We start from the raw sequence: 23633 nt of genomic DNA, 5'->3' as shown, positions 1-23633 counted from the left end.
AGAACTAAATGCAATTTAGTAACCTCTAAACTTTGGCTTTCGCTTCTCACTAAATGCTTTAAGGCCTTCAGCAACGTCATATGAACGCATGTGGCGGCGGAAGAGCACTTGTTCATGATCCAGCGCATCGCGAAGAGACTTGTCTCCAGTGTTATTCGCCACAGCTTTCATTCGTCGAAGTGCGATTGGACTTTTCTCTGCGATTAGCTCTGCGATCCTTTGTGTTTCAGCTCGCAGCGAGTCAAGACCCACCACGTGATTCACGAATCCATAAACTTTCATTTCTTCCGCAGAAAGCGTACCACCCGTGAACAACAAGAATTTAGCTACGTTAAGAGGAATGATTCTTGGCAGGACGGCTGCGCCGCCAGCGCCAGGGTAGACTCCGTAATTGGCGTGCGCGTCCCCAATTCTTGCGGAATCAGCCGCAACCACGATGTCCGCGCAAATAGCGGTTTCGAGACCCCCAGCCATGGTGATGCCGTTCAAGGCCGCAATTACTGGCTTAGGGAAGTCACGAAGCACATCCAATACGCGGACATTCAATCGATCGATAAAATCCTCATCTCCCGGCCGTAAACTTGCAGAATTAAGGATCTCTTTCAGATCTGCGCCAGCACAAAAAGCCTTCCCCTTTCCAGTCAAGACAACGACTTTTACGGCCTCATCATTAGCGAGCCTCGGCAAAAGCTTTTCAAACTCGTCCAACATCTGAAGATTGATCGCATTCATGGCATTCGGGCGGTTCAGAGTAATCCACCCAACCGGCCCAGATTGCTCATAAAGCAAGCAGCTGTTTGTCATTTTCTTTCCTCGCCAAGTCATCTTGTTTCGACGTTTTTACCTGAAGGCCTGAACTCCAGTGAGCGAACGGGCGATTATCAATTTTTGGATTTCAGTTGTCCCATCAGGAATAGGGCCGATGATTGCTTCCCTGGCGAGTCGCTCTACAATGAACTCTTTAGTGACGCCGTTGCCACCGTGGATCTGGACAGCATCCCGACAGGCTTTAACCGCGATTTCAGTGCTAAACCACTTGGCCATCGCGCACTCTTTGTCACACCGCAGACCTTGATCGATCATTTCTGCTGCTCTGAGCGTAAGTAGTCGAGCAGCATCAATCTGCGTAGCCATGTTCGCAATCTTCTCTGCGATCAGCTGATGGCCTGCGATTAACTTCCCATGTTGAGATCGGGTTTGACTGTATTTAATTGACTCCTCCATCGCCCGTCGGGCAAGTGAGTAGCCCCACGCAGCCATGTGACACCGGGCACGCTCAAAGGTCACTAACGTGTTCTTTAATCCCTGCCCGATCTCCCCGATTGTGTTTTCGACGGGGACACGTACATCCGAGAGAAAGATTTGAGTGGTTGATTGCCCGTTCAGCGCCATCTTGGGAATGCCACGAACTTCCAGGCCCGGCGTATCTGCCTCGATAAGGATATGCGTCAATTCACCTTCGCCGGTCTTGCAGGTGCATACGAAGATATCCATGTGCTCTCCATTGGATATCCACGTTTTCTCTCCATTAATTACCCAATAATCCCCATCACGGACAGCACGTGTCTTTGCAGCAGCAACATCCGAACCCACATCAGGCTCAGATATCCCCATACTTACGAAGATGTCACCAGAGAGCAGTCCAGGGACATATTTGTCCTTGACGGAGTCAGAAGCATTTCTGATTAACATGTCGGCGCCGGAAACGTTGATAAGGATTGGCAGCGCCAGATCGATTGCAGTGACACCAACCTCCTCCCACAAGCGCAAATGTGTGACCCAGTCCATCCCCAAGCCCCCCCAGTGTTCTGGGAACGGAGCCCTCATCAGACCATACTCAGTCAATGTTTTGATGAAACTCTTCATCATCTCTTTGGGAATAAACTTTTCGCCGTGGGCTCTCAATTTTGGCTCAATTTCAGCGTCGAGAACTTTCCTCAAGCCGTCCGTAGCCATTCTTTGTTCTTCTGTCATCAGCATAGTCATAAAATCACCTTTCTAACTGAGAATGAGCTATCGTAGGCCGCTCTGGTTTATTGGATAACTCCAACCCTATCTCAATCTTTTCGGCTTCACCCCCCTCAAAAGCGGGGGTAGGGCAAGAGGTCAATTTTTTAGCGACTTAGTGCTCTGAGATACCAATTTTCAACAAGCGTTGCTCAGTCATCTCGTGAGCGATAAATGCTAGGGCAGTGGCGGAAAAGATTATGGCTGGGGTAGTTCGTTGACCTGCACTCAACTTTCAAATCCATTCTTAAGGAAGGCGAAGCTGGCCTTGCCCGGTATCCCCCCGAAAAAGAGTGGGGATCACCCGGTCAAACCCGCTCAAGAAGTGTCCTGTATTTGGCAATCAAAACCGGACACTTTTCCTGAGCGTGAAGTTAGCCAATCGATGTGTAATTCTGAGGTTCAAGCACTTGGGGCAGCGATCATTCTGTCCGACGCGAGGCATCGTCAACCTGACAAATGTGTGCCCAAACTTGGGATAAGTCGTGTAACTAACGGTGTTAATAGAGATTTTTTGACCAGAACACTGGACTGCAAGTTACTGACGAGCAACGATTTAGCACCACCAACCTCACTCTAACCCGCCCCCACTCGGCGCCCTCCGGAGGCAGAGGTCAGAGGTTCGAATCCTCTCGGGCGCGCCATGAATATCAAGGACTTGCGTGAAAGCGCAGGTCCTTTTTTTTTGGCTTGTGCCCAAATGGTGCCCAGGCAGTGCCCTGATATTCAGGCACCCTTACGATCCTTACTGCAATAGCCAACTACGCCTGCAACTCATCCATCAGCCAGTTCCTGAATGCTTCCATGCCTTTGGTGAGCGGCCGGTGTTTCCGGTAAACCAGGTAAAATGCTTTCTTGGTATCGAGCGGGATATCAAAAGGTACCACCAGTTTGCCGGATTCGATTTCCCGGGAGATCAGGGTCTGGTCTGCCAGGGCCACGCCGAGATTCTCCTGGGCCGCTGCAGTAGTCAACTGGCTGCTGGATAACTGCATGGAGCCTTTGGGGGTAATAAATTCAACCCCGGCCTTCTTCAGCCAGTTATCCCACTCCCAGGTTCGCTTGCTCACGTAGATTAACGTGTGATTGGCCAGGTCTGCGGGCATCTCAAGCGGTGGCCCGGTCTGCAAGAGGCCAGGGCCGCACACGGGCACCAGCATCACTTTGCGCAGAAACTCCACTTCAATGTCGTCCCACTTGCCATTCCCGTAGTAGACCGCCATGTCTGTGCTGGTTCGATTGAAATCCAGCAACCCCATAGACGCATTGATCTGCAATTCGACATCCGGAAATAACGCACGAAACCGGGACATCCGCGGCATCAGCCACCGGATGAGGAAATTAGGGGCCACGCTGATCTGAACCACGCTGGCACCCTGGGCCACCGAGAGCCGTTGCGTCGCCATTTCGATCTCATCGAATGCGTGCTTTACAGACGCCAGGTACTGCTCCCCCTGAGGGGTCAGGGTCACTTTCCGGTTGCTGCGATGGAAAAGCTCTATGCCTAAAAAATTCTCAAGCGTTTTAACCTGGTGACTGACCGCTGAAGGGGTGACGAACAATTCCTCTGAAGCCCCTGAAAAACTTAGGTTTCTTGCTGACGCCTCGAACATCTTCAAGGCATTTAAAGGTGGAAGTCGACGCATAGGGGCAAACCCTTATCATGAATTTTTCTCAGCATTGCGCTTAGAATTTATCGCTTTTTGATCGGCCTGGAAGCTCGTAGCATAAGCACCATACAAATTGCCAGTTGCCCTCAGGAGGCACCATTATGAAACAGCAAGACAGCAACATCGTTACCCAGGCAGAAGTCGACCACTATATCGCCCTGGCGACCGAATACCGCAACCAGTACATCAAAGAGCAGTTCAGCCAACTGGTAAAAAACATTAAAGCGCGTTTCCATGGCATGACGGCTCGGGTATCTACCAGCCACTGATATCCTGGGCACATCCGAGCAGCCTCCCGGTATGTCCTGTGCAGCGGGTGGCCAGTACGCTAGGCAATCTTATGCCGGCGCACCCAGGCCGCCCGAAGCACTTCCGCTATCATCCCCGCAAGAAGCCCGAACACCGGGTCAGCCCATACGGTCACCAGCGCGGTTACGCCTATCACGGGCCAGCACGACGGCCTGGCTGTCCACAAACGTTTCGACGACGCCAGCTCTACAGCAGCAACCAGCAACAGGGCTCCCAGACCTGCCGCGGGAATGGCCGCAATCACCGAAAGGCCTCCCGGCATCAAAGCCACCAGCAACAGCCCTGCTCCCAGCAAGACGGGTGCCACACCGGTTCTGGCACCGAAGCGATAGTGCGCCGCCAGCCCCCCGGCTCCGTGGCACATAGGCAAGGCACCGAAGGGCACCAGGCAGAGATTCGCCAGGCCGGTGCTTATCGACAGGCGCGCCGGCGAAGCCCGATGAGCCTGTTCCCCGAAATAGTCTCCCGCCAATAATGCGGTTAGCAGGATGGCATTGGTTAACGTCAGGGCTAACTGTGGCAGTGCCAATACCGAAAACCCTTGCTGCCAGTCACTCAGGCCCGGCAGCTCCGGCCAGTGGAATGCAACTGAACCCGGCATCGCCAGCGAAAGTCCCGGCGAACCCGCTACCGCGCCAACCACCAAAGACACCCCTAACCCGATCAGCGTTGCCGGCCAGGCAGGCAATCGCCACACAATAAAGACCAGCACCAATAACGTGGCCAACCCCGCCACCCAGGACGTCGCCATCAAACCCAGGCTCATGCCGGCCAGCAAAAGCCCCAGCCCCAGCTGAAGGCCGCTCAGTATCGATCCCGGAACCAGCCGAGCCACCCGGTTAATCCATCCGGTCACCCCTAACAGCAACATGATGGCACCGATCAGAATACCACTGGCCACCAGGCTTTCGTGGCTTACCTGGGTGGTCAGCAGTAATGCGACAACCGCTTTCATCGGCTGTACCGAGATCGGCAGGCGATAATATAAACCGGTCGCAATGTAAAACACCGCAAACCCCAGCAGCACAGGCACCGGCGCAAGCCCGGCAACCGCAATCGCGCCAAGGCTCAGGGGCAGCAGCGTGCCGATATCGCCCAGCGCGCCACTGACCTCTCTTACCCATTCTTTTCGGGTTGTAAGCATGCTGGCTCCTGTTCCACCCGTCTCTCTAACCTGGCAACTCGTCAGGCGTTATAAACCACTCGCCCCAATTCACGGATATCATAGCCACCCAGTGCATCGGCCCGTTGTGCAAAACGCTCACTGCCGGCAAAGGCGAGCAACTGCTGCATGGCCGGCTCAAAATAGTGGCGACGGCGCATGGCCAGGTCGAAATGTTCCTGTTGCAGCGGAATAAACGCCAGCCCCTGCCGGCGCGCCGCCGCTTCAATGCCAATACCGATATCCGCCTCACCCTGTCGGATGGCTAACGCAAGATCATCCTCACTGAGTGACGGGTGCGAAGCCCAGCCGAGTTGCTCTGCATCGATTCGATGGCGGGCAAGCAGGCTCTGCAATAAATGGCTGACACCGGCATCGGGCTGGCGGTGGGCAACCCGAATACCGGGGCGGGCGATATCTTCCAACCGTGCAAGTTTATGGGGATTATCGGCAGCCAGGAGCAGCCCCTGTTGTCGTTTCGCCCACCGGATCAGCACCAGGTCACGCATCCCGCCCAGCCCCAGTGTAGCCGGGTCGTTGTACCGCTGGCTTTCGGCATGCCAGATATGCATACCGGCAAGCAGCGCCCGCCCGTTGATCAGCCGCTGTACACCATCGCCACTGCCCTGGCACAACAACGCCAGTTCCGCGCCGCTTTCCTTCACGGCCCACTCCAGTAGCGGATCCTGGCTACCGGCCAGAACCGGCGGCGTGGGCGCGCTGACAGCGTCGTCCCCCTCCAGGTGGTTCATTAGCCACAGATCAATACGCTGGCGCGGAAACAGCAGTTTTCCAGTCACCCGCACGCAGGGAATAACGCCCTGACTGACCAGGTCGTAGATTTTGCGCTCCTTCAGGCGCAGATACTCGGCCGCCTCTGCGGTGGTGAGGTAGGTGGGAAGGGACATTACTCTCTCCTGCTGTCCGGCAAAGCATACTACTGTTTTTGACTGCATATATTTCAGCAGGCTGTGCAAAGCGTAGTTAGAAACGCCACGATGCTCAAATAATAAGGAGACGCAGCTTTGGAAAACAATGCGTTCTATGTAGCACTCTCGCTACTGTTCAACCTGGATGCAGCCCTGTTCCAGATTGTGATGCTGTCGCTACAGGTATCGCTGCTGGCAGTCCTGATCGCTGCTGTGCTGGGCTTTCCCCTTGGCGCAGCGGTCGCGCTTTGGCGCTTCCCCGGCCGTGGCGGGGTCATTGTCATGCTCAACGCCCTGATGGGGTTACCACCGGTGGTGGCAGGGTTGATGGTTTATTTACTGCTTTCCCGCGCCGGGCCGCTGGGCGAACTGGGGTTTCTGTTTACGCCGGGGGCCATGGTCATTGCCCAGGTAGTGCTGGTGTTACCCATCCTGGCCGCCCTTTCGCGCCAGAAGGTCGAAGAGATGCTGGGCGAGTACCGGGAGCAGTTTGTTTCTCTGGGCATGTCACGGGCTCGCATGATGCCCACGTTATTGTGGGATGCCCGGTTTGCCCTGCTAACCGTGCTGCTGGCCGGCTTTGGCCGGGCCAGTGCGGAAGTCGGCGCGGTAATGATGGTGGGCGGCAACATTGATGGGGTTACCCGGGTAATGACCACCGCTATCGTACTGGAAACCGGCAAGGGCAACCTGCCGCTAGCACTTGGACTTGGCATTGTGCTGCTGACGCTGGTGATGCTGATTAACGCCGGCGCCTACATGGTCGGTGAACTGACCCGGAGGCGAACAGGATGACCTCATTGAGCGCCTCACACCGGGTTTCCTCAACCATTGCCCCTCCGCCGGCACTGCGGTTTGAGGGCGTGGCCTTCAGCCATGAAGACAAGGTGCTGCTGGGGCCCTGTTCCTTCACCCTGGACGGCATTGGCCCCACCCTGGTGATGGGGCCTAACGGAGCCGGAAAAAGCCTGCTCCTGCGGTTGGCCCACGGATTGCTTTCGCCCGGTCAGGGGAAGGTCTCGTGGTCCGGCGGGGCACCCCCGCGCCAGGCCATGGTCTTCCAGCAACCGGTGCTGTTGCGCCGCTCCGCGGTGGCAAACCTCATCCACGCACTGGCCGTGAATAATGTTCCCCGGCGGGAACGCGGCAAGCTCGCGCTTGGCGCCCTCGAACGCTTTGGCCTGGCTGCCTGCGCAAAGACACCGGCCCGGTTGCTTTCCGGCGGCCAGCAGCAGCGCCTGACGCTGGCCCGGGCCTGGGCACTTTCGCCCCAGGTGCTGTTTCTGGATGAACCCACTTCTGCGCTTGATCCGGCAGCCATCAAGGCTGTAGAGACCGCCGTCCATGACTTTCACCAGAGGGGAACCCGCATTGTGATGACCACCCACGATATCCACCAGGCCCGGCGCCTTGCCGGCGATGTGTTGTTTTTATCGGGCGGAAAGCTGCGCGAGCACACCCCTGCCGAAACCTTTTTCAACCAGCCCGTTTCCCCACAGGCTCAGGCATTTGTGGCCGGCGAACTGGTCGAATAGTTGTTCCGAAAAAAGATGCCCTTACCCACAAACGGAGAAAACAAAATGAAAAAAACCCTGAAGCTGGTACTTGCCGGTGTGACGGCCATGGGCCTGGCACTCAGCGCCCATGCCGAGGATTACATTACCCTGGCCTCGACAACCTCCACCGAGAACTCGGGGCTGTTCGACTCCATTTTGCCCAAGTTTGAAGAAGCCTCCGGTATTGCGGTACGGGTGGTGGCCGTGGGCACCGGCCAGGCGTTTGAACTTGCCCGCCGGGGCGATGCCGACAGCCTCCTGGTGCATGACACGGCCGGCGAGAAGCGGTTTGTCGAAAACGGCTACGCCACCGAGCGCGCCGATGTCATGTATAACGATTTCGTGCTGATTGGCCCGGAGAGTGATCCTGCTGACGTCCGCAGTGCGAAAACGGCAGCGGAAGCCTTCGCAGCCATTGCCAATGCCGAGGCACCCTTCACGTCACGGGGCGACGATAGCGGCACCAACCGCGCTGAACTGCGCCTCTGGGAAAATGCCGGGGTTGAGCCCGGCGGCGACTGGTACCGTGAACTGGGCAGCGGCATGGGGCCAACCCTGAATACCGCAGCGGCCATGGATGCCTATGTCATGTCAGACCGGGCAACCTGGGTAGCCTTCGGCAACCGCCAGAACCTCACCCTGGTCTTTGAAGGCGACGATGTGCTGTTCAACCAGTATGGCAGCCTGTTGCTGTCTGAAGAAAAGCACCCTCACCTCAAGCACGACCTGGCCACCAAGTGGCACAACTGGTTGATTTCAGAAGACGGCCAGCAAGCCATTGCCGACTTCAAGGTGAATGGAGAACAGCTGTTTTTCCCGAACGCCAAATAGGCTAATCTCTGGCAATCTATGTAGAGGCTGCGTTCTGCAGCCTCCATAAGACGGCCAGAGCAAAATGACGATTGAACCCCTGCTTCCAGATCCTCACGACCCCCGGCTGTCCCGTTCAGTCGAGGGCGTTGACGAAACCGGTCAACCGAAGTCCCTCAGTGTTATCGAAGAACGCCCCCTGACCATCTACCTGAACAGTCAGGAGATCGTTACGGCCATGACCATCGGCGATCACCCGGAATACCTCGCTCTTGGCTTTTTGCTCAATCAGGGCATGCTGAAAGCAACCGACCAGGTTACCGGCATCGATTACGACGAAGAACTGGAAGTGGCCGTGGTTCGCACCGCCGGCACCACAGATGTCGAAGACAAGCTGGAGAAGAAAACCCGCACCTCCGGCTGCGCCGTTGGCACCGTGTTCGGCGATATGATGGCCGGCCTTGAAGGCCTGGCACTGCCTGATACCCCGGTGCACACCAGCACCTTCTACGACCTTTCTTACCAGATTAACCACACCCCCAGCCTGTACATGGAAACCGGCGCCATCCATGGCACCGCGCTGTGCCAGGGCCGGAACATCCTGGCCTATATGGAAGACGTGGGCCGCCATAATGCCGTCGACAAGATCGCAGGCTGGATGTATATCAACGGCATTACGGCAGCTGACAAGGTACTCTATACAACCGGCCGCCTGACATCCGAGATGGTGATCAAGACTTCCTTGATGGGCATTCCGACGTTGATCAGCCGGTCCGGCTTCACCGCCTGGGGCGTGGATATTGCCCGTCAGGTCGGGCTGACCCTGATCGGGCGGATGCGAGGCAAGAAGTTCACCTGCCTCAGTGGCCAGCACCGACTGGTGTTCGACCAGGACCTTTCACAGGTGCCGGATGAAGACAAAAAAATGCGTCGAAAAGGGGCTGAACATGAGTAAGTGCGCCGTCATCCTGGCCGGCGGCCAGGCCAACCGCATGGGCGGTGTTGATAAAGGCCGGTTGATGCTGGGCGATCAGTCCCTGATTCAGCGGGTTATCGGCCGAATTACGCCGCAGGTAGACGCCGTGGTGCTAAATGCCAACGGCGACCTGGGCCGCTTCGATGATCTGGGCTTGCCCGTAGTTGCCGACTCCATACCGGATTACGCCGGGCCCCTGGCTGGTATTCTGGCAGGTATGGACTGGGCCGCTGAACAGGGCCATGACTGGCTGTTCAGCGTGGCGGCAGACACGCCGTCATTCCCCCTCGACCTGGTCGAACGCCTGTCCGGCGTCGACGCTCCGGTGGTACTGGCGGCAACTCCGGACCCGGAACGTGGCCGGATACCCCAGCCAACCTTTGGCCGTTGGGATGTTTCGCTGCGGAACGACCTGAGGGCAGCACTGAACGACGGCGTACGCAAAATCCGCCAGTGGACACTGGCCCACGGTGAGTCGCTGGTAATGTTCGATGAGGTCGACTTTTTCAACATCAATACACCGGAAGACTTGGCCTGGGCGGAGCAGCACCTGAAATGAATGTGATCGGCATCGTAGGCTGGAAAAATTCGGGCAAGACCACCCTGGCCAGCGCAGTGATTCGTGAATTATCCGCCCGGGGCCTGAACGTCAGCTCGATCAAGCACGCCCATCACCTGGTGGATGTGGACCAACCCGGAACCGACAGCTACAAACACCGGGAGGCCGGCGCACAGGAGGTCATCCTGGCGGGCGGCCAGCGCTTTGCCATCATGCATGAACTTCGGGGTGCAAGGGAGCCGACGCTGGACGAGTTGCTAACCCGGCTGGGGCCCTGCGATTGGGTTGTGGTAGAGGGTTTCAAAACCCACTCTCACCCCAAAATCGAGGTGCACCGAAAGGACAGCACCCGCGCCGCCCTGTATCACGAGAACTCCAGCATCGTTGCCGTCGTGGCAGACTATGCTGCGGATTTCCAAGGCCCGGTTTTCGACATCAACGATGTCTCCGGAATCGCTGACTTTATCCTGAAGCGTGAACCGTCATGAGCAGCAGCGCCAATCAAGAACGCACCGTAAAACCGCTTCGTAACGACTGTTTTGCCCTGCCTCCCGGCGTAAACTGGACGCCGGTAGACGAGGCCCTGGAGCGTTTGCGATCCCGTTTACACCCGGTGGTGGGTGTGGAGCACTGCGTTCCTCTCTCGCAGCTGAACGGCCGCATACTGGCCACCGACGTGTTTGCTCCCCGGGCCCACCCGCCGAGCAACAATTCCGCGGTTGATGGCTATGCGTTTGCCGGCCCCCTGACCGAAGTGCCCTGCGCACTGCCGCTGGTCGACGGCCGCAGCGCCGCCGGTGAACCCTATAGGGAACAGGTTCCCGAAGGCCACGCTATCCGCATCCTCACCGGAGCAGTCATGCCGGCAGGTACAGACACGGTAGTGCTGGAAGAAGACTGCGAAGTCATCAATGGCCAGTTGCACCTGAACAGCACACTGAAGGCAGGCGCCAACCGGCGCCTGGCCGGAGAGGATATACAGGTGCAGGACCGGATTCTAAACGCCGGTACCCGCCTGACGCCCACCCAGATTTCCGTACTCGCCAGCGTGGGCGTGGAATCCATCGACGTTTACCAGCGCCTGCGGGTTGGCGTGCTGTCGACCGGTGATGAAGTAAAGCCCGTTGGCGCCCCGGTCACTGACTGGCAGATATACGATGCCAACCGCCCGATGCTGAGTTCGATGATCACCCAGCTGGGCTATGAACTGATCGACCTGGGCCACGTACTGGACCGGCCTGAAGCCGTGAAAGAGGCGCTGGAACGCGGCGCGGAACAGTGCGACCTGATCCTCACCAGCGGCGGTGTTTCTGCCGGGGATGAAGACCACGTGTCGAAAACCCTGAAAGCCCATGGCGAGATCAGCAACTGGCGCATTGCCATCAAGCCGGGCCGCCCCCTTGCCCTGGCCATGTTCAAGGGCACACCTGTGGTGGGCCTGCCGGGCAACCCCGTTGCCGCCTGGGTTTGTGCACTGCGATTTGGCGCGCCGGCCATGGCCTTGATGGCCGGTGCGGAATGGTTTGAGCCCCAGAGTTATCTCGTGCCGGCCAACTTTTCCAAGAACAAGAAGCCGGGGCGCAGCGAGATGTTGCGCGCCCGTGTTCGCGATGGAAAAGTTGAGGTATTCGGTTCCGAAGGCTCCGGGCGGGTCACCGGCCTGGCCTGGTCCGAGGGCATGGTCGAGCTGGACGAAAGCGCCCGGCAGATCGAACCGGGCACCCCGGTAAAGTTCATTCCCTACGGCAGCTTCGGGCTGTAATCAATCGACGCTGCCGTGCACCGCAAAGGCCTCCAGCGACGCATCCTGCGGGGCCCGGGAGCGGTAGGTTTCCTCCACGCCCAGATCGGTCAGCCGGCGGCTGACCATCAGCAGGGTATTGTCTTCGAAGTCCTCGCACATGGTGCGCATCTGGTCGATTTCTTCGCAGGCCACGGGGTAGGCCGCATCAATATCCGGCGCGCCGTAGATCTCGACAAAGGTTTGCGCCAAGGTCCGGCGTAACTGCTCCAGTTCCGCTTCGGTGATGTTGCACACCCCCACAAAACTGGCCCGGCCACCAGACTCGATGCTGTACCAGCCGTTACTGAAGGCCTGGCGGGCCTTGCCCTTCAGGTGTGCTTCGGTCCAGTTGGAAAACTCGAAGCCGCCGGAAATGGCCCACTCACCACTTGGGGCGGGGTTTTCAAAAACATTGTCATCGGATACGTCCAGCCTCAGGGTTCGTGCCAGCTTCATACATGCTCCGCGAATTCAATCAAACTCACTGTTTCGGTCATCACACCCTCACGCAGCAGCATCCGGCCTTTTTCATCCAGCCCGACAAACAGCCCGGGCTTCGGATACTCGATCGTTTTACCCAGGGTGTCGCAGCGGGGCCGCCATTCGTTGTGTACCCGCTCGAACCCGCTGTCCAGGAAGTAGGTCAGCCATAACAGGGTGTGTTTGGACCAGCTTTCCAGCAACGCCATGGGCGTGATATCCACACAGCCTTCCTCGTGCAGGCAGGTTTCATTCGGGTTGGCGCCTGGCTCACCGCCTGCCGGGGTAAAGGGCACATCAATGCCAATCACCAGCCAGTTAGGGAAGGCTTTTGGATCGGATACGTCCGCCGCAAAGCGGACGCTGCCGCAGACAGCACCATTCACTTTGATTCGATCGGGCCACTGGAAATGCACCGGCACTTCCGGCGGGGCCAGGGCGCCCAGGCTTTCCGCCAGCCCGACCTGGGCCACGTAGACAGCCTGGATGGCTTCTTCCAGGGGCGTTTCCGGTGCCAGCACAAGGGCCGCATGCAGGGTGTCGGGGGCCTCCGAGTAGAACACCGTACCCGAATCAACCCCGGCAATGGCCCGGCTGACCGCCTTGGCAAACGGATCCATGTGTCTGGGCACCGCTTCGCCGGTGAGCAACGGCGGGAACTGGGGTGACTGCATCATCGGATGGCCCGGGCGTAGACGTCAGAGGCGATGATTTCATCGGCAATGCGCTGGAAGGCTTTTGCCTGTGGGCTCTCTGGCTTGGAGACCACGATCGGCACACCGCCGTCCGACCCCAGCCGGATATCCAGGTCCAGCGGGATCTCTCCAAGGAAAGGCGCGCCAAGCTTTTCGGCCTCGGCCCGGGCACCGCCGTGCCCGAACGGGTGGTGCTCCTTGCCGCAACCGTCACAGATAAACGACGCCATGTTCTCGATCAAACCGAACAGAGGCACGTCCATGCGCTGGAACATGTCGATGCCCTTGCGTGCATCCATCAGGGCGATGTCCTGGGGCGTGGAGACCACCACGGCGCCGGCCACAAAGAATTTCTGGCTCAGGGTCATCTGCACGTCACCGGTCCCCGGGGGCAGGTCCACCAGCAGAACGTCCAGCCGGCCCCACTCCACCTGGTTCATCATCTGTTGCAGGGCACCCATCAGCATGGGGCCACGCCAGACGATGGCTTCGTCTTCCGGAGCCATCAAGCCCAGGGACATCAGGGTGACCCCATGATTGCGCAGCGGCAGGATAGTGTGGCCATCGGGGCTGGACGGGCGGCCTGAAACACCCAGCATGCGGGGCTGGCTGGGGCCGTAGACGTCGGCATCCAGCAGCCCGACTTTCAGGTCTTTCGAGGCCAGCGCAACCGCCAGGTTCGATGCCACGGTAGACTTGCCCACGCCGCCCTTACCCGAGGCAATGGCAATAATCCGGTCAACGCCTCTCGGGTTCTTGTCCTGCGGCCGCGGCGCGTCGGTGCCAATCAGGTTGTCTTTTCCTACTTCGGTGTATTGAACCATGTTACTTCCCGTTTAGTGTTCAGCTGTCCCGATAGTCGTCACTGGTGCGAACCCGGGGGCGCTCACCGCCCGCCATGGGGGCGTTGTTGCCATGGTACTGGGCCTTGACCCGGCAGTCGTCGCACATTTTGATCAGCTGAACATTATCAGATTTGGTGTACATCCAGTGCTGGTTCTCCAGCTTTTCAACAATCCGGTTAATGGTGCTGGCAACACCAAACGGCTTACCACACTGGATGCACTCGAAAGGTTCCTCGCCATGCAACGCCCGGGGGCTCAGCGTGTCCTTCGACAGGTCCAGCCGGGGCTTCAGGGTGATGGCCGTCTCGGGGCAGGTACTCTCGCAGATGCCGCACTGGACGCAGGCGTTTTCGGTAAAGCGTACTTCTGGCCGATCAGGGTGATCACCCAGGGCCCCGGTAGGGCACAGCGACACACAGGCCAGGCAGAGCGTGCATTTGTCGGAATCAATCTCGATGGCGCCATAGGGTGCGCCGGCCGGCAGCGGAATCGGCGCCTCGATGTTATCTGCCATCGCGTTGGCCGTTACCCGGGTGATATCACGGCGCCCGCCCACCAGCAGCACCGGTTCACTCACCCGCCCGGCGTTGTCGCCGGCGGCGCAGAGTTCGATGGCTTCGATAACCCGGACCCGGCCGGGAGAGTTCCGGGTGCCCGTCAGCATGGCCTGGGCCAGTTCAACTTCCGCTGCAACCGCCCGGCGGTCGATCTCATTGTCCGGCAGGATCAGCACTTCCGCGTAACCGGCACCGAAGGCTGCCATGATTTCGGCATGGCCAACCCGGTCGATGTGCTCCAGGCCGAGGGGGATCAGATCGTCTGCCAAGCCATCGTCGTAACGGGCCAGGTAGGCAATCGCCTCAGCGCCGGCGTCCAGGGTGTGAAACACCAGCCTCGGGGCCTCGCCAGTGTGCTCGCGATAAACCCGGGCCATCACCTCCAGGTTTCGTGTGATGGCTTCGAAGGAGGTCTCGTTCATGGTAATCGCAGAGGTCGGGCAAACCGCCGCGCAGGAGCCGCAACCGGCACAGATATCCGAGTCGATCTGGATATGGTCGCCGGCAGAGAAAATGGCCTCGGTGCAGCATACGTCCAGGCAACGGGTACAGCCCGGCTGGCTGGCCCGGGAATGGGCGCACAGGGATTCTTCCAGCCGGAAGTACACGGTCTTCTCGAACTCGCCCACCAACTCCCTTGCGTTCAGGGCAATGCGCTCAAGCTCCCCGGTCCTGGCCGGGTCGGCCCAGAAGTATCCATTACGTTTCTCGTGGCTGGGGAATGCCGGACCCATGCCGCGCAGGTCGATAAAGATGTCACATTCACTGTGGGCGGTGGCTTTCGCCTCGCCGTAACCGGGCTCGCCCCGGCCGGCGGGATTCATCATCTGCAGGCCGGAAAACTCCAGCTTGAAGTTGCCCAGTGCACCATAGGCGCTGGTCAGTTTGCCCTTCGCCACATCATAGGCCGCCGAGGGCAGCTGTACCGGCCCCGCATCATTAACGATACAGGTAACGCCGAGTTCGTCCTGCACCAGTTCGGCCATTCGAATGGCCTGCTCGGTGGGACCAACAACGCAGCATACGCCGCTGGAGCGGATGGTTTTCACCGGCGCCATGGGCGCCGGCAGCTGGGCCGCCGCCATCAGCGCTGTCTGCTTGGCATGGAGGCGTTTCGGATTCGCCTGCGGCGCGCTCCATCCGGCACGATCCCGGATATCGAGGGTACTCAGGGGCGCGGAATGCTGGATCTCCGCCTGTATGTCCTCGCCCAGGCGCTCGAACAGAGCCGCCTGCTGGCCACAGGCAATAAGGACTTCATTCGCGCCACCCAGGTGCTCCGCAGCGGTTTTCATGTCTGTGCCGCACAGCTGATCCACAACGATGACCTGCTCGGCTGCCGCGGCCGCCTGCAGTGCCTTCGGATCAAAGCTCTGTGTTTTGTCACAGGTGCATAACAGTAGGGTCTTGTGTGCCGTCATCAGGAATTTGGCTCTTTTCGTTGTTTTTCTGCGTATACAGATTAATTCTGACTTTCGAGCATGCCACAGGCTTTTACGTAAGGACAATTGGATAATTGTTTGTGTCCTGCTAGCTTAGGGCTATAACAAAACGAGAATTCCCATGAGCAGTCGTACCGAGCATTGGAAACGTGAGTTACAGGTGGGGGCCGTTGTACGCCGCACCCCGGGGATAACCCGCTGGGCGAAAGACATCTGGAAGCCCGTGGCGGTGATACCCGGCGCTCCGGAGGCGTTCTGGAAAGAGCTGGTTCGCGAGGGCGAAGTGGTCGATTACCACGCGGGCACGGTCACCATGGAGTTGTTCCGCGCGGATGTGGAGGGCTACCTGGTCTCCCTGAATATGGCCGTGCCTTCAGTCTGGATTGTCATGGACAAGGACCAGACCGACCAGTCCCCGTCTGGCTGGGTGGTCAGCACCGTTACCGCCAGTGCCCATGAGGCGCTGGATTCCCTGGATAGTGGCGAAAGCATTGTCGAACCGGTTCCGATTCCCGAGTCCCTGGCGGCCTGGATCAAGGAATTTATCGACATGCACTACATCGAGGAGCCCTTCAAGAAACGCCGTCGCAATGAGGTTGCTGTCGACACCGTAGAAGACGGCAAGGGCGACCCCCGGATTCGCCAGGAAAGCGACGTTTACCGCGCCCCCTCCAATATCAAGAAGCCGAGGGTTCACTGATGGCTGAGTCACGTCTTCAGCGCTGGGCGCGCAAAAAGGCCGAAGCGGGCAAACCGGCCGAACCTGTTCCTCCCCAAAGCAATGACCCCGAGCCTTCACCCGAGGAACAGGAGCTCGCCCTCAATGAAGCCCTGCCCGAGCAGGAGGTGCTGGCGAAGTACCACCTGCCCGATCCGGACACCCTTGAACTGGGTGCGGACATCACCGGCTTCATGCGTAAAGAGATTCCGGAATTACTGCGCCGCAAGGCCCTGCGGGCATTGTGGAAAACCAACCCGGTACTGGCGGTGCTGGACGGCCTGAATGACTACGATGAAGACTACACGGATGCCGCCCTCGCCACCAAAACCGTAAACACCCTGTATAAGGTGGGACAGGGCATGTTCGATAAGAACGCCCGCCGTGAAGAACAGGGCGACACTCAGATCGAGCCCCAGGCGAGCTCTCCAAACGTGATTCCCCCGGCCCCGAAACAGGCGCCCCCTGTGAGCGCTGACCATAAACCTGCGCCCGACACTCCGGTGACAGCTTCAGCAGCGCCTTATCCGGCCGAGCCGGCCTCTTCTGACACCCAGGAAGAGTGGGAGCCACGCTACAGGCCGAGAATGCGTTTCGAATCCTGAAGGCCCGAAGTATGATTGCACCGGATACAGGTAAGGGCTATAACTTACAGATGACTGTCTAAAAGTCGTACAAAAACCTAAGGAAAAAGACTTGTCTGATACCGCAGTACTTCAATGTCCCCGCTCGATCACTGACGAAGACCGCGCCCGGGCCCAGATCTACCAATTGCTGGCCGTGTTGTTAAGCAGCCCGCCTTCGGACGAGCTGCTCAAAGGGCTGGCGTCCTTGCAGGGTGACGACACACCTCTGGGTTCCGCCTACAAAAATCTGGCCGCCCTTGCCCAACGTACTACGGCCGTCGACGCCGAGCAGGAGTTCAATAACCTGTTCATTGGCGTAGGCCGGGGTGAGCTGTTGCCCTATGCCAGTTATTACCTGACCGGCTTCCTGAACGAGAAACCGCTGGCCGATCTGCGCACCGACCTGATGGCTCGGGGAGTAAAGGTCAGCGACGACGTGAAAGAACCGGAAGATCACATCGGCACCCTGTGCGAAATCATGGCGGGCATTATCACCGGCGAGTTCGCCTGCGACAGCGATGTGTCATCACAGAAAGCTTTTTTTGACGCCCACATGGCAAAGTGGGCGGCGTTGTTTTTTACGGATCTGGAAGAAGCGCAAAGTTCAGTCCTCTACGCTCCGGTCGGCTCGCTGGGTCGGGCCTTCATGGCGGTAGAGGCCGATGCCTTTGCAATTCAATAACCGGGATCTGCCCGATCCCTTAACTCAGGTGGAGGAGTCCGATGGACAACCCGAAGCGTGAAAACAGTCGGCGCCGTTTCCTGCAACTGGCCGCATCCGCAGCACCCGCTGCCGTTGCCATGGCCATTGCACCGAACGCTGCAGCCGGGGTGGCAACAGACGCCCCGAAAAGCAGCGGTCTGCGCGACACTGAACACACTCGCAAGTATTTCGAATCGGCTCGCTTTTAAGGATGCGTGAATCATTCAAGGTTGCGTGACGCTCTTGGATGATCACACCTCCGGAAAAACGAGAATAAAAAGAGAGAGGTATGTGACATGTTACGGAAGAAGACCAACGGGGTTGCGAAAGGCCCCCGTAAAGGATCTTTACTTTCATCCCTCGCTGCCAAAACTATGGACCGTCGTAGTTTTCTGGCGGCTTCCGGTGTAACAGTGGGAGGCCTGGCGGCCTTGTCACTGACGTCGGGGCGGGTTCAGGCAGCAACTCCGTCGAACGAAGGCGGGGAAATTGTCCTTAAAAAGTCTGTGTGCACCCACTGTTCGGTTGGTTGCACCGTGGTTGCCGAGGTTCAGAATGGCACCTGGGTAGGCCAGGAGCCCGGCTGGGACAGCCCGTTCAACCTGGGTTCACACTGCGCCAAGGGCGCTTCTGTGCGTGAACACGCCCACGGCGAGCGGCGCCTGAAGTACCCCATGAAAATGGTCAATGGCCAGTGGCAGAAGATCTCCTGGGACGACGCCATCAACGAAATCGGCGACAAGATGTTGCAGATTCGCGATGAGAGCGGCCCGGATTCGGTGTACTGGCTGGGCAGCGCGAAGTTCAACAACGAACAGGCGTATCTCTACCGCAAATTTGCGGCTTACTGGGGTACCAATAACGTCGACCACCAGGCCCGGATCTGCCACTCCACCACAGTCGCCGGTGTAGCCAACACCTGGGGCTACGGTGCGATGACCAACTCGTACAACGACATCCACAATTCCAAGGCCATTTTCATTATCGGGGGCAACCCGGCCGAGGCGCATCCGGTGTCGCTGCTGCACGTCCTGAAAGCCAAGGAAGAGAACAACGCGCCGCTTATCGTTTGTGACCCGCGCTTCACCCGCACGGCCGCCCATGCCGACGAATATGTGCGCTTCCGGCCCGGTACCGACGTAGCCCTGGTTTGGGGACTGCTCTGGCACATCTTCGAAAACGGCTGGGAAGACCAGGAATTCATTCGTACCCGTGTGTACGGCATGGAGCAGATCCGCGAAGAGGTGAAACGCTGGAACCCCGAGGAAGTCGAGCGGGTAACCGGCACCCCTGGCGCGCAGCTTGAGCGTGTCGCCCGCACCCTGGTCAATAACCGTCCGGGAACCGTTATCTGGTGTATGGGTGGTACCCAGCACTCCAACGGTAACAACAACACCCGTGCGTACTGCATCCTGCAGCTGGCGCTGGGCAATATGGGTGTAGCCGGCGGCGGCACCAACATTTTCCGTGGCCACGACAACGTTCAGGGCGCTACCGACCTGGGCGTACTGGCAGATACCCTGCCCGGCTACTATGGCCTGGCGGCCGGCTCCTGGGCCCACTGGGCACGGGTCTGGGAAGAGGACCTGGATTGGCTGAAAGGCCGGTTTGCCACCATGGACAAGAATGGCAAATCCAAGGCCATGATGAACGAGAAGGGCATCCCGGTATCCCGCTGGATTGATGGCGTACTGGAAGCCAAGGAAAACCTCGAGCAGCCCGACAACACCCGGGCCATGGTGCTGTGGGGCCACGCGCCCAACTCGCAGACCCGTATGCTCGAAATGAAAGAAGCCATGGAGAAGCTGGACCTGCTTGTGGTTGTTGACCCGTTCCCGACCGTGTCAGCCGTGCTGCACGATCGCAAAGACGGTGCCTACCTGCTGCCGGCAACCACCCAGTTCGAGACCCGCGGCTCAGTAACTGCCTCGAACCGCTCCCTGCAGTGGCGGGAAAAGGTGGTCGAGCCACTGTTCGACTCCAAGGTCGACCACGAAATCATTAAGCTGTTTGCGGACAAGTTCGGCTTCACCGATCGCATGTTCCGCAATATCGCCATTGAGGGCGACGAACCGGTGGTGGAGGACATCACCCATGAGTTTAACCGGGGCATGTGGACTATCGGCTATACCGGCCAGTCGCCTGAGCGCCTGAAGAAACACATGGCCAACCAGCATCACTTCGACAAGACCACCCTGCGTGCAGTCGGTGGGCCTTGCGATGGCGATATCTACGGGATGCCATGGCCGTGCTGGGGCACTCCGGAGATGAACCATCCGGGCACACCGAACCTGTACGACATGTCGCTACCGGTGTCCAAGGGCGGCCTGACTTTCCGCGCCCGCTTCGGTGTTGAGCACAACGGCAATAACCTGTTGGCTGATGGCGTGTACTCGAAGGATTCCGACATCAAGGACGGCTACCCCGAGTTCACCATGCAGATGCTGATGGACCTGGGCTGGGATAAAGACCTCACAGCCGAGGAGCGTGCCAGCATTGATGCGGTTGCAGGCCCCGAAACCAACTGGAAAACGGACCTGTCCGGCGGTATCCAGCGTGTAGCCATCAAGCACGAGTGCGCACCCTTCGGTAACGCCAAGGCCCGCGCCATCGTCTGGAACTTCCCGGACCCCGTGCCGCTGCACCGCGAGCCGCTGTACACCAACCGTCGAGACCTGGTGGCGGATTATCCCACCTACGCCGACAAGACCTTCTGGCGGGTTCCGACCCTGTACGAATCCATCCAGCAGAAGGACTTCAGCAAGGACTTCCCCATCATTCTGACCTCCGGCCGCCTGGTCGAGTATGAAGGTGGTGGTGACGAGACCCGCTCGAACCCCTGGCTGGCAGAACTGCAGCAGGACATGTTCATCGAGGTGAACCCGCGTGATGCCAACAACCTGAACATCCGTGACGGCAACGACGTCTGGGTGTCCGGCCCTGAGGGCGCACGCATCAAGGTTAAGGCCATGGTTACCGAAAGGGTTGGCGAGGGCGTTGCCTTCATGCCATTCCACTTCGGCGGGCACCTGGAAGGAAAGGACCTGAGGGACAAATACCCGAAAGGTGCGGATCCTTACGTACTGGGTGAATCCACTAACACCGTTCAGACATACGGGTACGACTCGGTCACGCAGATGCAAGAGACCAAGTGCACCCTGTGTGCGATCGAACCAGCATAACAAGAGGTGTAGACCATGGCACTTGAAGGACAAGCAAGAGCAAAATTCCTTTGCGACGCCGAGCGCTGCATCGAATGTAATGCCTGCGTAACGGCCTGTAAAAACGAGCACGAAGTCCCCTGGGGCATCAACCGTCGCCGAGTGGTAACCATCGAAGATGGCAAGCCGGGCGAGAGGTCGATCTCGGTAGCTTGCATGCACTGTTCAGACGCGCCCTGTATGGCGGTTTGTCCGGTGGACTGCTTCTACCAGACCGAGGACGGCATCGTGCTGCATTCCAAGGACCTGTGTATCGGTTGTGGCTATTGTTTCTACGCCTGCCCGTTCGGTGCGCCCCAGTTCCCGCAAGCGGGCAACTTTGGCAGCCGCGGCAAAATGGACAAATGCACGTTCTGTGCAGGCGGCCCTGAAGAAGACAATTCCGCAGCCGAGTTCACCAAGTACGGCCGCAACCGTATTGCAGAGGGTAAACTGCCGATCTGTGCGGAAATGTGCTCGACCAAAGCCCTGCTTGCCGGTGACGGCAACGAGGTGGCGGACATCTATCGCCAGCGCGTGGTGAACCGTGGTTTCGGTTCCGGCGCCTGGGGATGGGGCACAGCCTACGAGAAGAAAGGTGCATAAGCTGATCTGAACGAAGTTCCGGAGCTCCCCGAGCTCCGGAACTTCTTCAGTCACAACACCTTCTTGCTGATTCCGCTGGAGTACTCTGATGAACAAACGTCTGTTGGGTGCCGCCGCCCTTGTGCTGGCGTCACTGATATTCAACCCTGCCTGGGCGCAAGAGGGCCCGGAGGTTGACCGCACAGCAACCGGGGGTGCCCAGACCCTCGAAGATATCATGCGCCGCCAGGAGCAGCAGAAACTGGACGACAGTTTCCGGTCCGAAAATCTGGGCAATCCTGAGAAGGCGGCACCAATCACAGAACAGCTGGGAACCCGGGGCGGCGTCTCGGATGCCGACACCTGGCGCGCGATTCGCTATAACCAGATCGACCCCACCGTGCAGTCTCCGGGCCCGGCCAATGGCGTCATGATCCAGGACGGGGGCATCAGTTGGTACAAACTGCGGGAAGGACCCATCATCACCTGGGGCGGTGGTGCCCTGCTGGGGATCATCGTGCTGCTCGTGGTGTTCTACTTTGTGCGTGGCAAAATCATGATTGATGGCGGCCCTGCGGGCACGACCATTGAACGATTCAAAGCCATAGAGCGGTTTGGTCACTGGCTGCTGGCCGGCTCGTTCATAGCCCTGGGCGTAACGGGGCTGCTGACCTTGATGGGCCGCAGTTTCCTGATCCCGGTGATCGGGCACGATGCCTTTTCGACCCTGGCAGTCGGTTCAAAGTGGCTTCACAACAACATTGCCTGGGCATTCATGCTCGGCCTGGTTATGACATTTGTGATGTGGGTAGCGCATAACATACCCGATAAACTCGATTGGCAGTGGATCAAGGCGGGAGGCGGCATCTTCACCAAGGGCCATCCATCGGCCAAGAAATTCAACGCAGGCCAGAAGGTTGTTTTCTGGACCGTGATGCTGCTGGGTGTGTCTGTCTCGCTTTCCGGATTATCCCTTCTGTTCCCTTTCCAGATGCCTCTTTTTGGCGACACCTTCGGTGTCATCAACAGTATTCTGGGCACGGGCCTGCCAACAGAGCTGACACCACACGAGGAAATGCAATATGCCAACATCTGGCATTCAATCGTGGCATTCGTGATGATGCTGGCCATCATCGCCCATATCTATATCGGCACTGTTGGTATGGAAGGCGCATTCGATGCGATGGGTAGCGGCCAGGTTGACCTGGAATGGGCTCGCCAGCACCACGACCTCTGGGTAGAAGAGGAAGAGGCCAAACAAGGCAAAGGAGGATCATCATGAAGGTAATGATTTCCGCATTTGTCGCAGCATTGATCATAGCCTCGCTCGCCCCGGTTGTTCTGAACCAGTTCGGCTGGTCTTCAGCGGAACAGGGCAGCAGTGAGAGTGTACGACTTGACTGATCAAACCGAGGTATACCAGATCGACGCCGTCGGTTTGGTATGCCCCCTCCCTATTCTCCGCTTCAAGAAACGCACCCAGGGGTTACCTAGCGGGACCCAGGTCGAGTTCCTGGCCGATGACCCCAGTGGCCGTAAGGACATGCAGGCGCTTTGCGATATCACAGGGCACCGGATTGAATGGATTCGCGAGGAGGAGGCCGGCGTGCTCCGTTATCGGATTTGCCTGGCTTAGAGAGAATGCCTTTGGATTCTTTCTGCAGACTTTCATTTTTCCCAGACCTGAAATGAAAAAACCCCCGGCAGCAACGCTGTCGGGGGTTTTGGTATTAAGAGCCTGACGATGACCTACTCTCACATGGGCGAACCACACTACCATCGGCGCTGGTCTGTTTCACATCTGAGTTCGGGATGGGATCAGGTGGTTCCAGACCGCTATGGTCGTCAGGCAAAACGGATGATCACTGGGAAGGACGAGATAAAACGTGATATTGATTTCTTAAGCTTTCGCTCTGCGTTATCCGCAATTGTCTTGGGTGTTATATAGTCAAGCCGCACGAGCAATTAGTACTGGTTAGCTCAACGCCTCGCAGCGCTTACACACCCAGCCTATCAACGTC

General features: G+C 58.4%; 26 protein-coding genes and 2 rRNA genes. 17 read left to right on the top strand and 11 right to left on the bottom strand.

Annotation, left to right across the window (positions count from 1 at the left end):
• Nucleotides 1-15 precede the first annotated feature (15 nt).
• The 3 genes from LWH94_RS16440 to gcvA all read right to left on the bottom strand — a co-directional run bounded on the left by LWH94_RS16440 (nt 16) and on the right by gcvA (nt 3653).
• Complete coding sequence (locus LWH94_RS16440) at nt 16-804, bottom strand: enoyl-CoA hydratase/isomerase family protein (protein ID WP_232902926.1); 789 nt, start codon at nt 802-804, stop codon at nt 16-18.
• A 36-nt stretch (nt 805-840) separates the two neighbouring features.
• Nucleotides 841-1986, bottom strand: coding sequence for an acyl-CoA dehydrogenase family protein (locus tag LWH94_RS16435; protein WP_232902925.1), 1146 nt, complete (start codon nt 1984-1986; stop codon nt 841-843).
• A gap of 782 nt (nt 1987-2768) precedes the next feature.
• Nucleotides 2769-3653 (bottom strand): transcriptional regulator GcvA, encoded by an 885-nt coding sequence (gene gcvA / locus LWH94_RS16430; protein WP_269802640.1) that lies wholly within the window; start codon nt 3651-3653, stop codon nt 2769-2771.
• A gap of 125 nt (nt 3654-3778) precedes the next feature.
• Here gcvA and LWH94_RS16425 point away from each other — a divergent pair, with 125 nt between their 5' ends.
• Nucleotides 3779-3946 (top strand): RSP_7527 family protein, encoded by a 168-nt coding sequence (locus tag LWH94_RS16425; protein ID WP_158499519.1) that lies wholly within the window; start codon nt 3779-3781, stop codon nt 3944-3946.
• Between the two features lie 59 nt (nt 3947-4005).
• On the opposite strand, the gene LWH94_RS16420 is transcribed toward LWH94_RS16425, so the two are convergent.
• Together LWH94_RS16420 and LWH94_RS16415 are read right to left on the bottom strand one after the other, a co-directional pair.
• Entirely contained in the window at nt 4006-5130 is a 1125-nt protein-coding gene (locus LWH94_RS16420; protein ID WP_232902924.1) for a putative sulfate/molybdate transporter, read from the bottom strand.
• A 41-nt stretch (nt 5131-5171) separates the two neighbouring features.
• Nucleotides 5172-6056, bottom strand: a complete 885-nt coding sequence (locus LWH94_RS16415; RefSeq protein ID WP_022989805.1) for a helix-turn-helix transcriptional regulator — start codon at nt 6054-6056, stop codon at nt 5172-5174.
• 117 nt (nt 6057-6173) lie between these two features.
• Between LWH94_RS16415 and LWH94_RS16410 the strand changes: the two genes are divergently transcribed.
• The 7 genes from LWH94_RS16410 (at nt 6174) to LWH94_RS16380 (ending at nt 11740) form a co-directional block, all read left to right on the top strand.
• The gene (locus LWH94_RS16410; protein WP_058339990.1) at nt 6174-6872 is read left to right on the top strand and encodes an ABC transporter permease; all 699 of its coding nucleotides are present in this window, start codon (nt 6174-6176) and stop codon (nt 6870-6872) included.
• Nucleotides 6869-7612 (top strand): ATP-binding cassette domain-containing protein, encoded by a 744-nt coding sequence (locus LWH94_RS16405; protein ID WP_232902923.1) that lies wholly within the window; start codon nt 6869-6871, stop codon nt 7610-7612. The genes LWH94_RS16410 and LWH94_RS16405 overlap by 4 nt, the downstream gene beginning before the upstream one ends.
• A 45-nt stretch (nt 7613-7657) precedes the next feature.
• On the top strand, nt 7658-8464 hold the full coding sequence (locus LWH94_RS16400) for a substrate-binding domain-containing protein (RefSeq protein WP_232902922.1): 807 nt from the start codon (nt 7658-7660) through the stop codon (nt 8462-8464).
• A 64-nt stretch (nt 8465-8528) separates the two neighbouring features.
• Nucleotides 8529-9398, top strand: a complete 870-nt coding sequence (locus LWH94_RS16395; protein WP_232902921.1) for a formate dehydrogenase accessory sulfurtransferase FdhD — start codon at nt 8529-8531, stop codon at nt 9396-9398.
• On the top strand, nt 9391-9978 hold the full coding sequence (gene mobA / locus LWH94_RS16390; RefSeq protein ID WP_058339994.1) for a molybdenum cofactor guanylyltransferase MobA: 588 nt from the start codon (nt 9391-9393) through the stop codon (nt 9976-9978). Before LWH94_RS16395 ends, mobA begins: the two co-directional genes overlap by 8 nt.
• Nucleotides 9975-10466, top strand: coding sequence for a molybdopterin-guanine dinucleotide biosynthesis protein B (gene mobB / locus LWH94_RS16385; RefSeq protein WP_022989811.1), 492 nt, complete (start codon nt 9975-9977; stop codon nt 10464-10466). Before mobA ends, mobB begins: the two co-directional genes overlap by 4 nt.
• Nucleotides 10463-11740, top strand: a complete 1278-nt coding sequence (locus LWH94_RS16380; protein ID WP_232902920.1) for a molybdopterin-binding protein — start codon at nt 10463-10465, stop codon at nt 11738-11740. The genes mobB and LWH94_RS16380 overlap by 4 nt, the downstream gene beginning before the upstream one ends.
• Here the strand turns inward: LWH94_RS16380 and LWH94_RS16375 are convergent, their stop codons facing one another.
• From LWH94_RS16375 to LWH94_RS16360, 4 genes are read right to left on the bottom strand one after another with little or no spacing between them, the layout of a single operon-like run.
• The gene (locus LWH94_RS16375) at nt 11741-12217 is read right to left on the bottom strand and encodes a DUF6505 family protein (protein ID WP_232902919.1); all 477 of its coding nucleotides are present in this window, start codon (nt 12215-12217) and stop codon (nt 11741-11743) included.
• On the bottom strand, nt 12214-12918 hold the full coding sequence (locus tag LWH94_RS16370) for a biotin/lipoate--protein ligase family protein (protein WP_199456039.1): 705 nt from the start codon (nt 12916-12918) through the stop codon (nt 12214-12216). The genes LWH94_RS16375 and LWH94_RS16370 overlap by 4 nt, the downstream gene beginning before the upstream one ends.
• A complete protein-coding gene (locus LWH94_RS16365) occupies nt 12915-13760 on the bottom strand; it encodes an Mrp/NBP35 family ATP-binding protein (protein WP_232902918.1) in 846 nt (281 codons plus the stop codon). Before LWH94_RS16365 ends, LWH94_RS16370 begins: the two co-directional genes overlap by 4 nt.
• Before the next feature lie 19 nt (nt 13761-13779).
• Nucleotides 13780-15759 carry a 4Fe-4S binding protein gene (locus LWH94_RS16360; protein WP_232902917.1) on the bottom strand — a complete coding sequence of 660 codons (1980 nt, stop codon included), beginning with the start codon at nt 15757-15759 and terminating at the stop codon, nt 13780-13782.
• Nucleotides 15760-15901: 142 nt separating this feature from the next.
• On the opposite strand from LWH94_RS16360, the gene LWH94_RS16355 reads away from it, so the two are divergent.
• The 9 genes from LWH94_RS16355 (at nt 15902) to LWH94_RS16320 (ending at nt 23248) form a co-directional block, all read left to right on the top strand.
• Nucleotides 15902-16480, top strand: a complete 579-nt coding sequence (locus LWH94_RS16355) for a DUF3305 domain-containing protein (RefSeq protein WP_232902916.1) — start codon at nt 15902-15904, stop codon at nt 16478-16480.
• Nucleotides 16480-17103 (top strand): DUF3306 domain-containing protein, encoded by a 624-nt coding sequence (locus LWH94_RS16350; RefSeq protein ID WP_232902915.1) that lies wholly within the window; start codon nt 16480-16482, stop codon nt 17101-17103. Before LWH94_RS16355 ends, LWH94_RS16350 begins: the two co-directional genes overlap by 1 nt.
• A gap of 91 nt (nt 17104-17194) precedes the next feature.
• The gene (locus tag LWH94_RS16345) at nt 17195-17806 is read left to right on the top strand and encodes a TorD/DmsD family molecular chaperone (protein WP_232902914.1); all 612 of its coding nucleotides are present in this window, start codon (nt 17195-17197) and stop codon (nt 17804-17806) included.
• Nucleotides 17807-17847: 41 nt separating this feature from the next.
• Entirely contained in the window at nt 17848-18036 is a 189-nt protein-coding gene (locus LWH94_RS16340; protein WP_232902913.1) for a hypothetical protein, read from the top strand.
• A gap of 87 nt (nt 18037-18123) precedes the next feature.
• Nucleotides 18124-21009 (top strand): formate dehydrogenase subunit alpha, encoded by a 2886-nt coding sequence (locus tag LWH94_RS16335; protein ID WP_442915005.1) that lies wholly within the window; start codon nt 18124-18126, stop codon nt 21007-21009.
• A gap of 15 nt (nt 21010-21024) precedes the next feature.
• Nucleotides 21025-21633, top strand: a complete 609-nt coding sequence (gene fdh3B / locus LWH94_RS16330) for a formate dehydrogenase FDH3 subunit beta (RefSeq protein WP_036219858.1) — start codon at nt 21025-21027, stop codon at nt 21631-21633.
• Nucleotides 21634-21721: 88 nt separating this feature from the next.
• Nucleotides 21722-22894, top strand: coding sequence for a formate dehydrogenase subunit gamma (locus tag LWH94_RS16325; protein ID WP_232902911.1), 1173 nt, complete (start codon nt 21722-21724; stop codon nt 22892-22894).
• Complete coding sequence (locus LWH94_RS19475) at nt 22891-23016, top strand: hypothetical protein (protein WP_022989824.1); 126 nt, start codon at nt 22891-22893, stop codon at nt 23014-23016. Before LWH94_RS16325 ends, LWH94_RS19475 begins: the two co-directional genes overlap by 4 nt.
• The gene (locus LWH94_RS16320) at nt 22994-23248 is read left to right on the top strand and encodes a sulfurtransferase TusA family protein (protein ID WP_332875507.1); all 255 of its coding nucleotides are present in this window, start codon (nt 22994-22996) and stop codon (nt 23246-23248) included. The genes LWH94_RS19475 and LWH94_RS16320 overlap by 23 nt, the downstream gene beginning before the upstream one ends.
• A gap of 100 nt (nt 23249-23348) precedes the next feature.
• On the opposite strand, the gene rrf is transcribed toward LWH94_RS16320, so the two are convergent.
• Both rrf and LWH94_RS16310 read right to left on the bottom strand, forming a co-directional pair.
• A 5S ribosomal RNA gene (gene rrf, locus LWH94_RS16315) occupies nt 23349-23462 on the bottom strand.
• Between the two features lie 94 nt (nt 23463-23556).
• Nucleotides 23557-23633 (bottom strand): 23S ribosomal RNA (locus LWH94_RS16310); the annotation flags it as partial.

The sequence above is a fragment of the Marinobacter sp. G11 genome, from assembly GCF_021282325.1.
GTDB lineage: Bacteria > Pseudomonadota > Gammaproteobacteria > Pseudomonadales > Oleiphilaceae > Marinobacter > Marinobacter vinifirmus.
The sequence above is the reverse complement of the archived record's forward strand: the minus strand, read 5'-3'. Positions and strand labels throughout refer to the sequence as shown.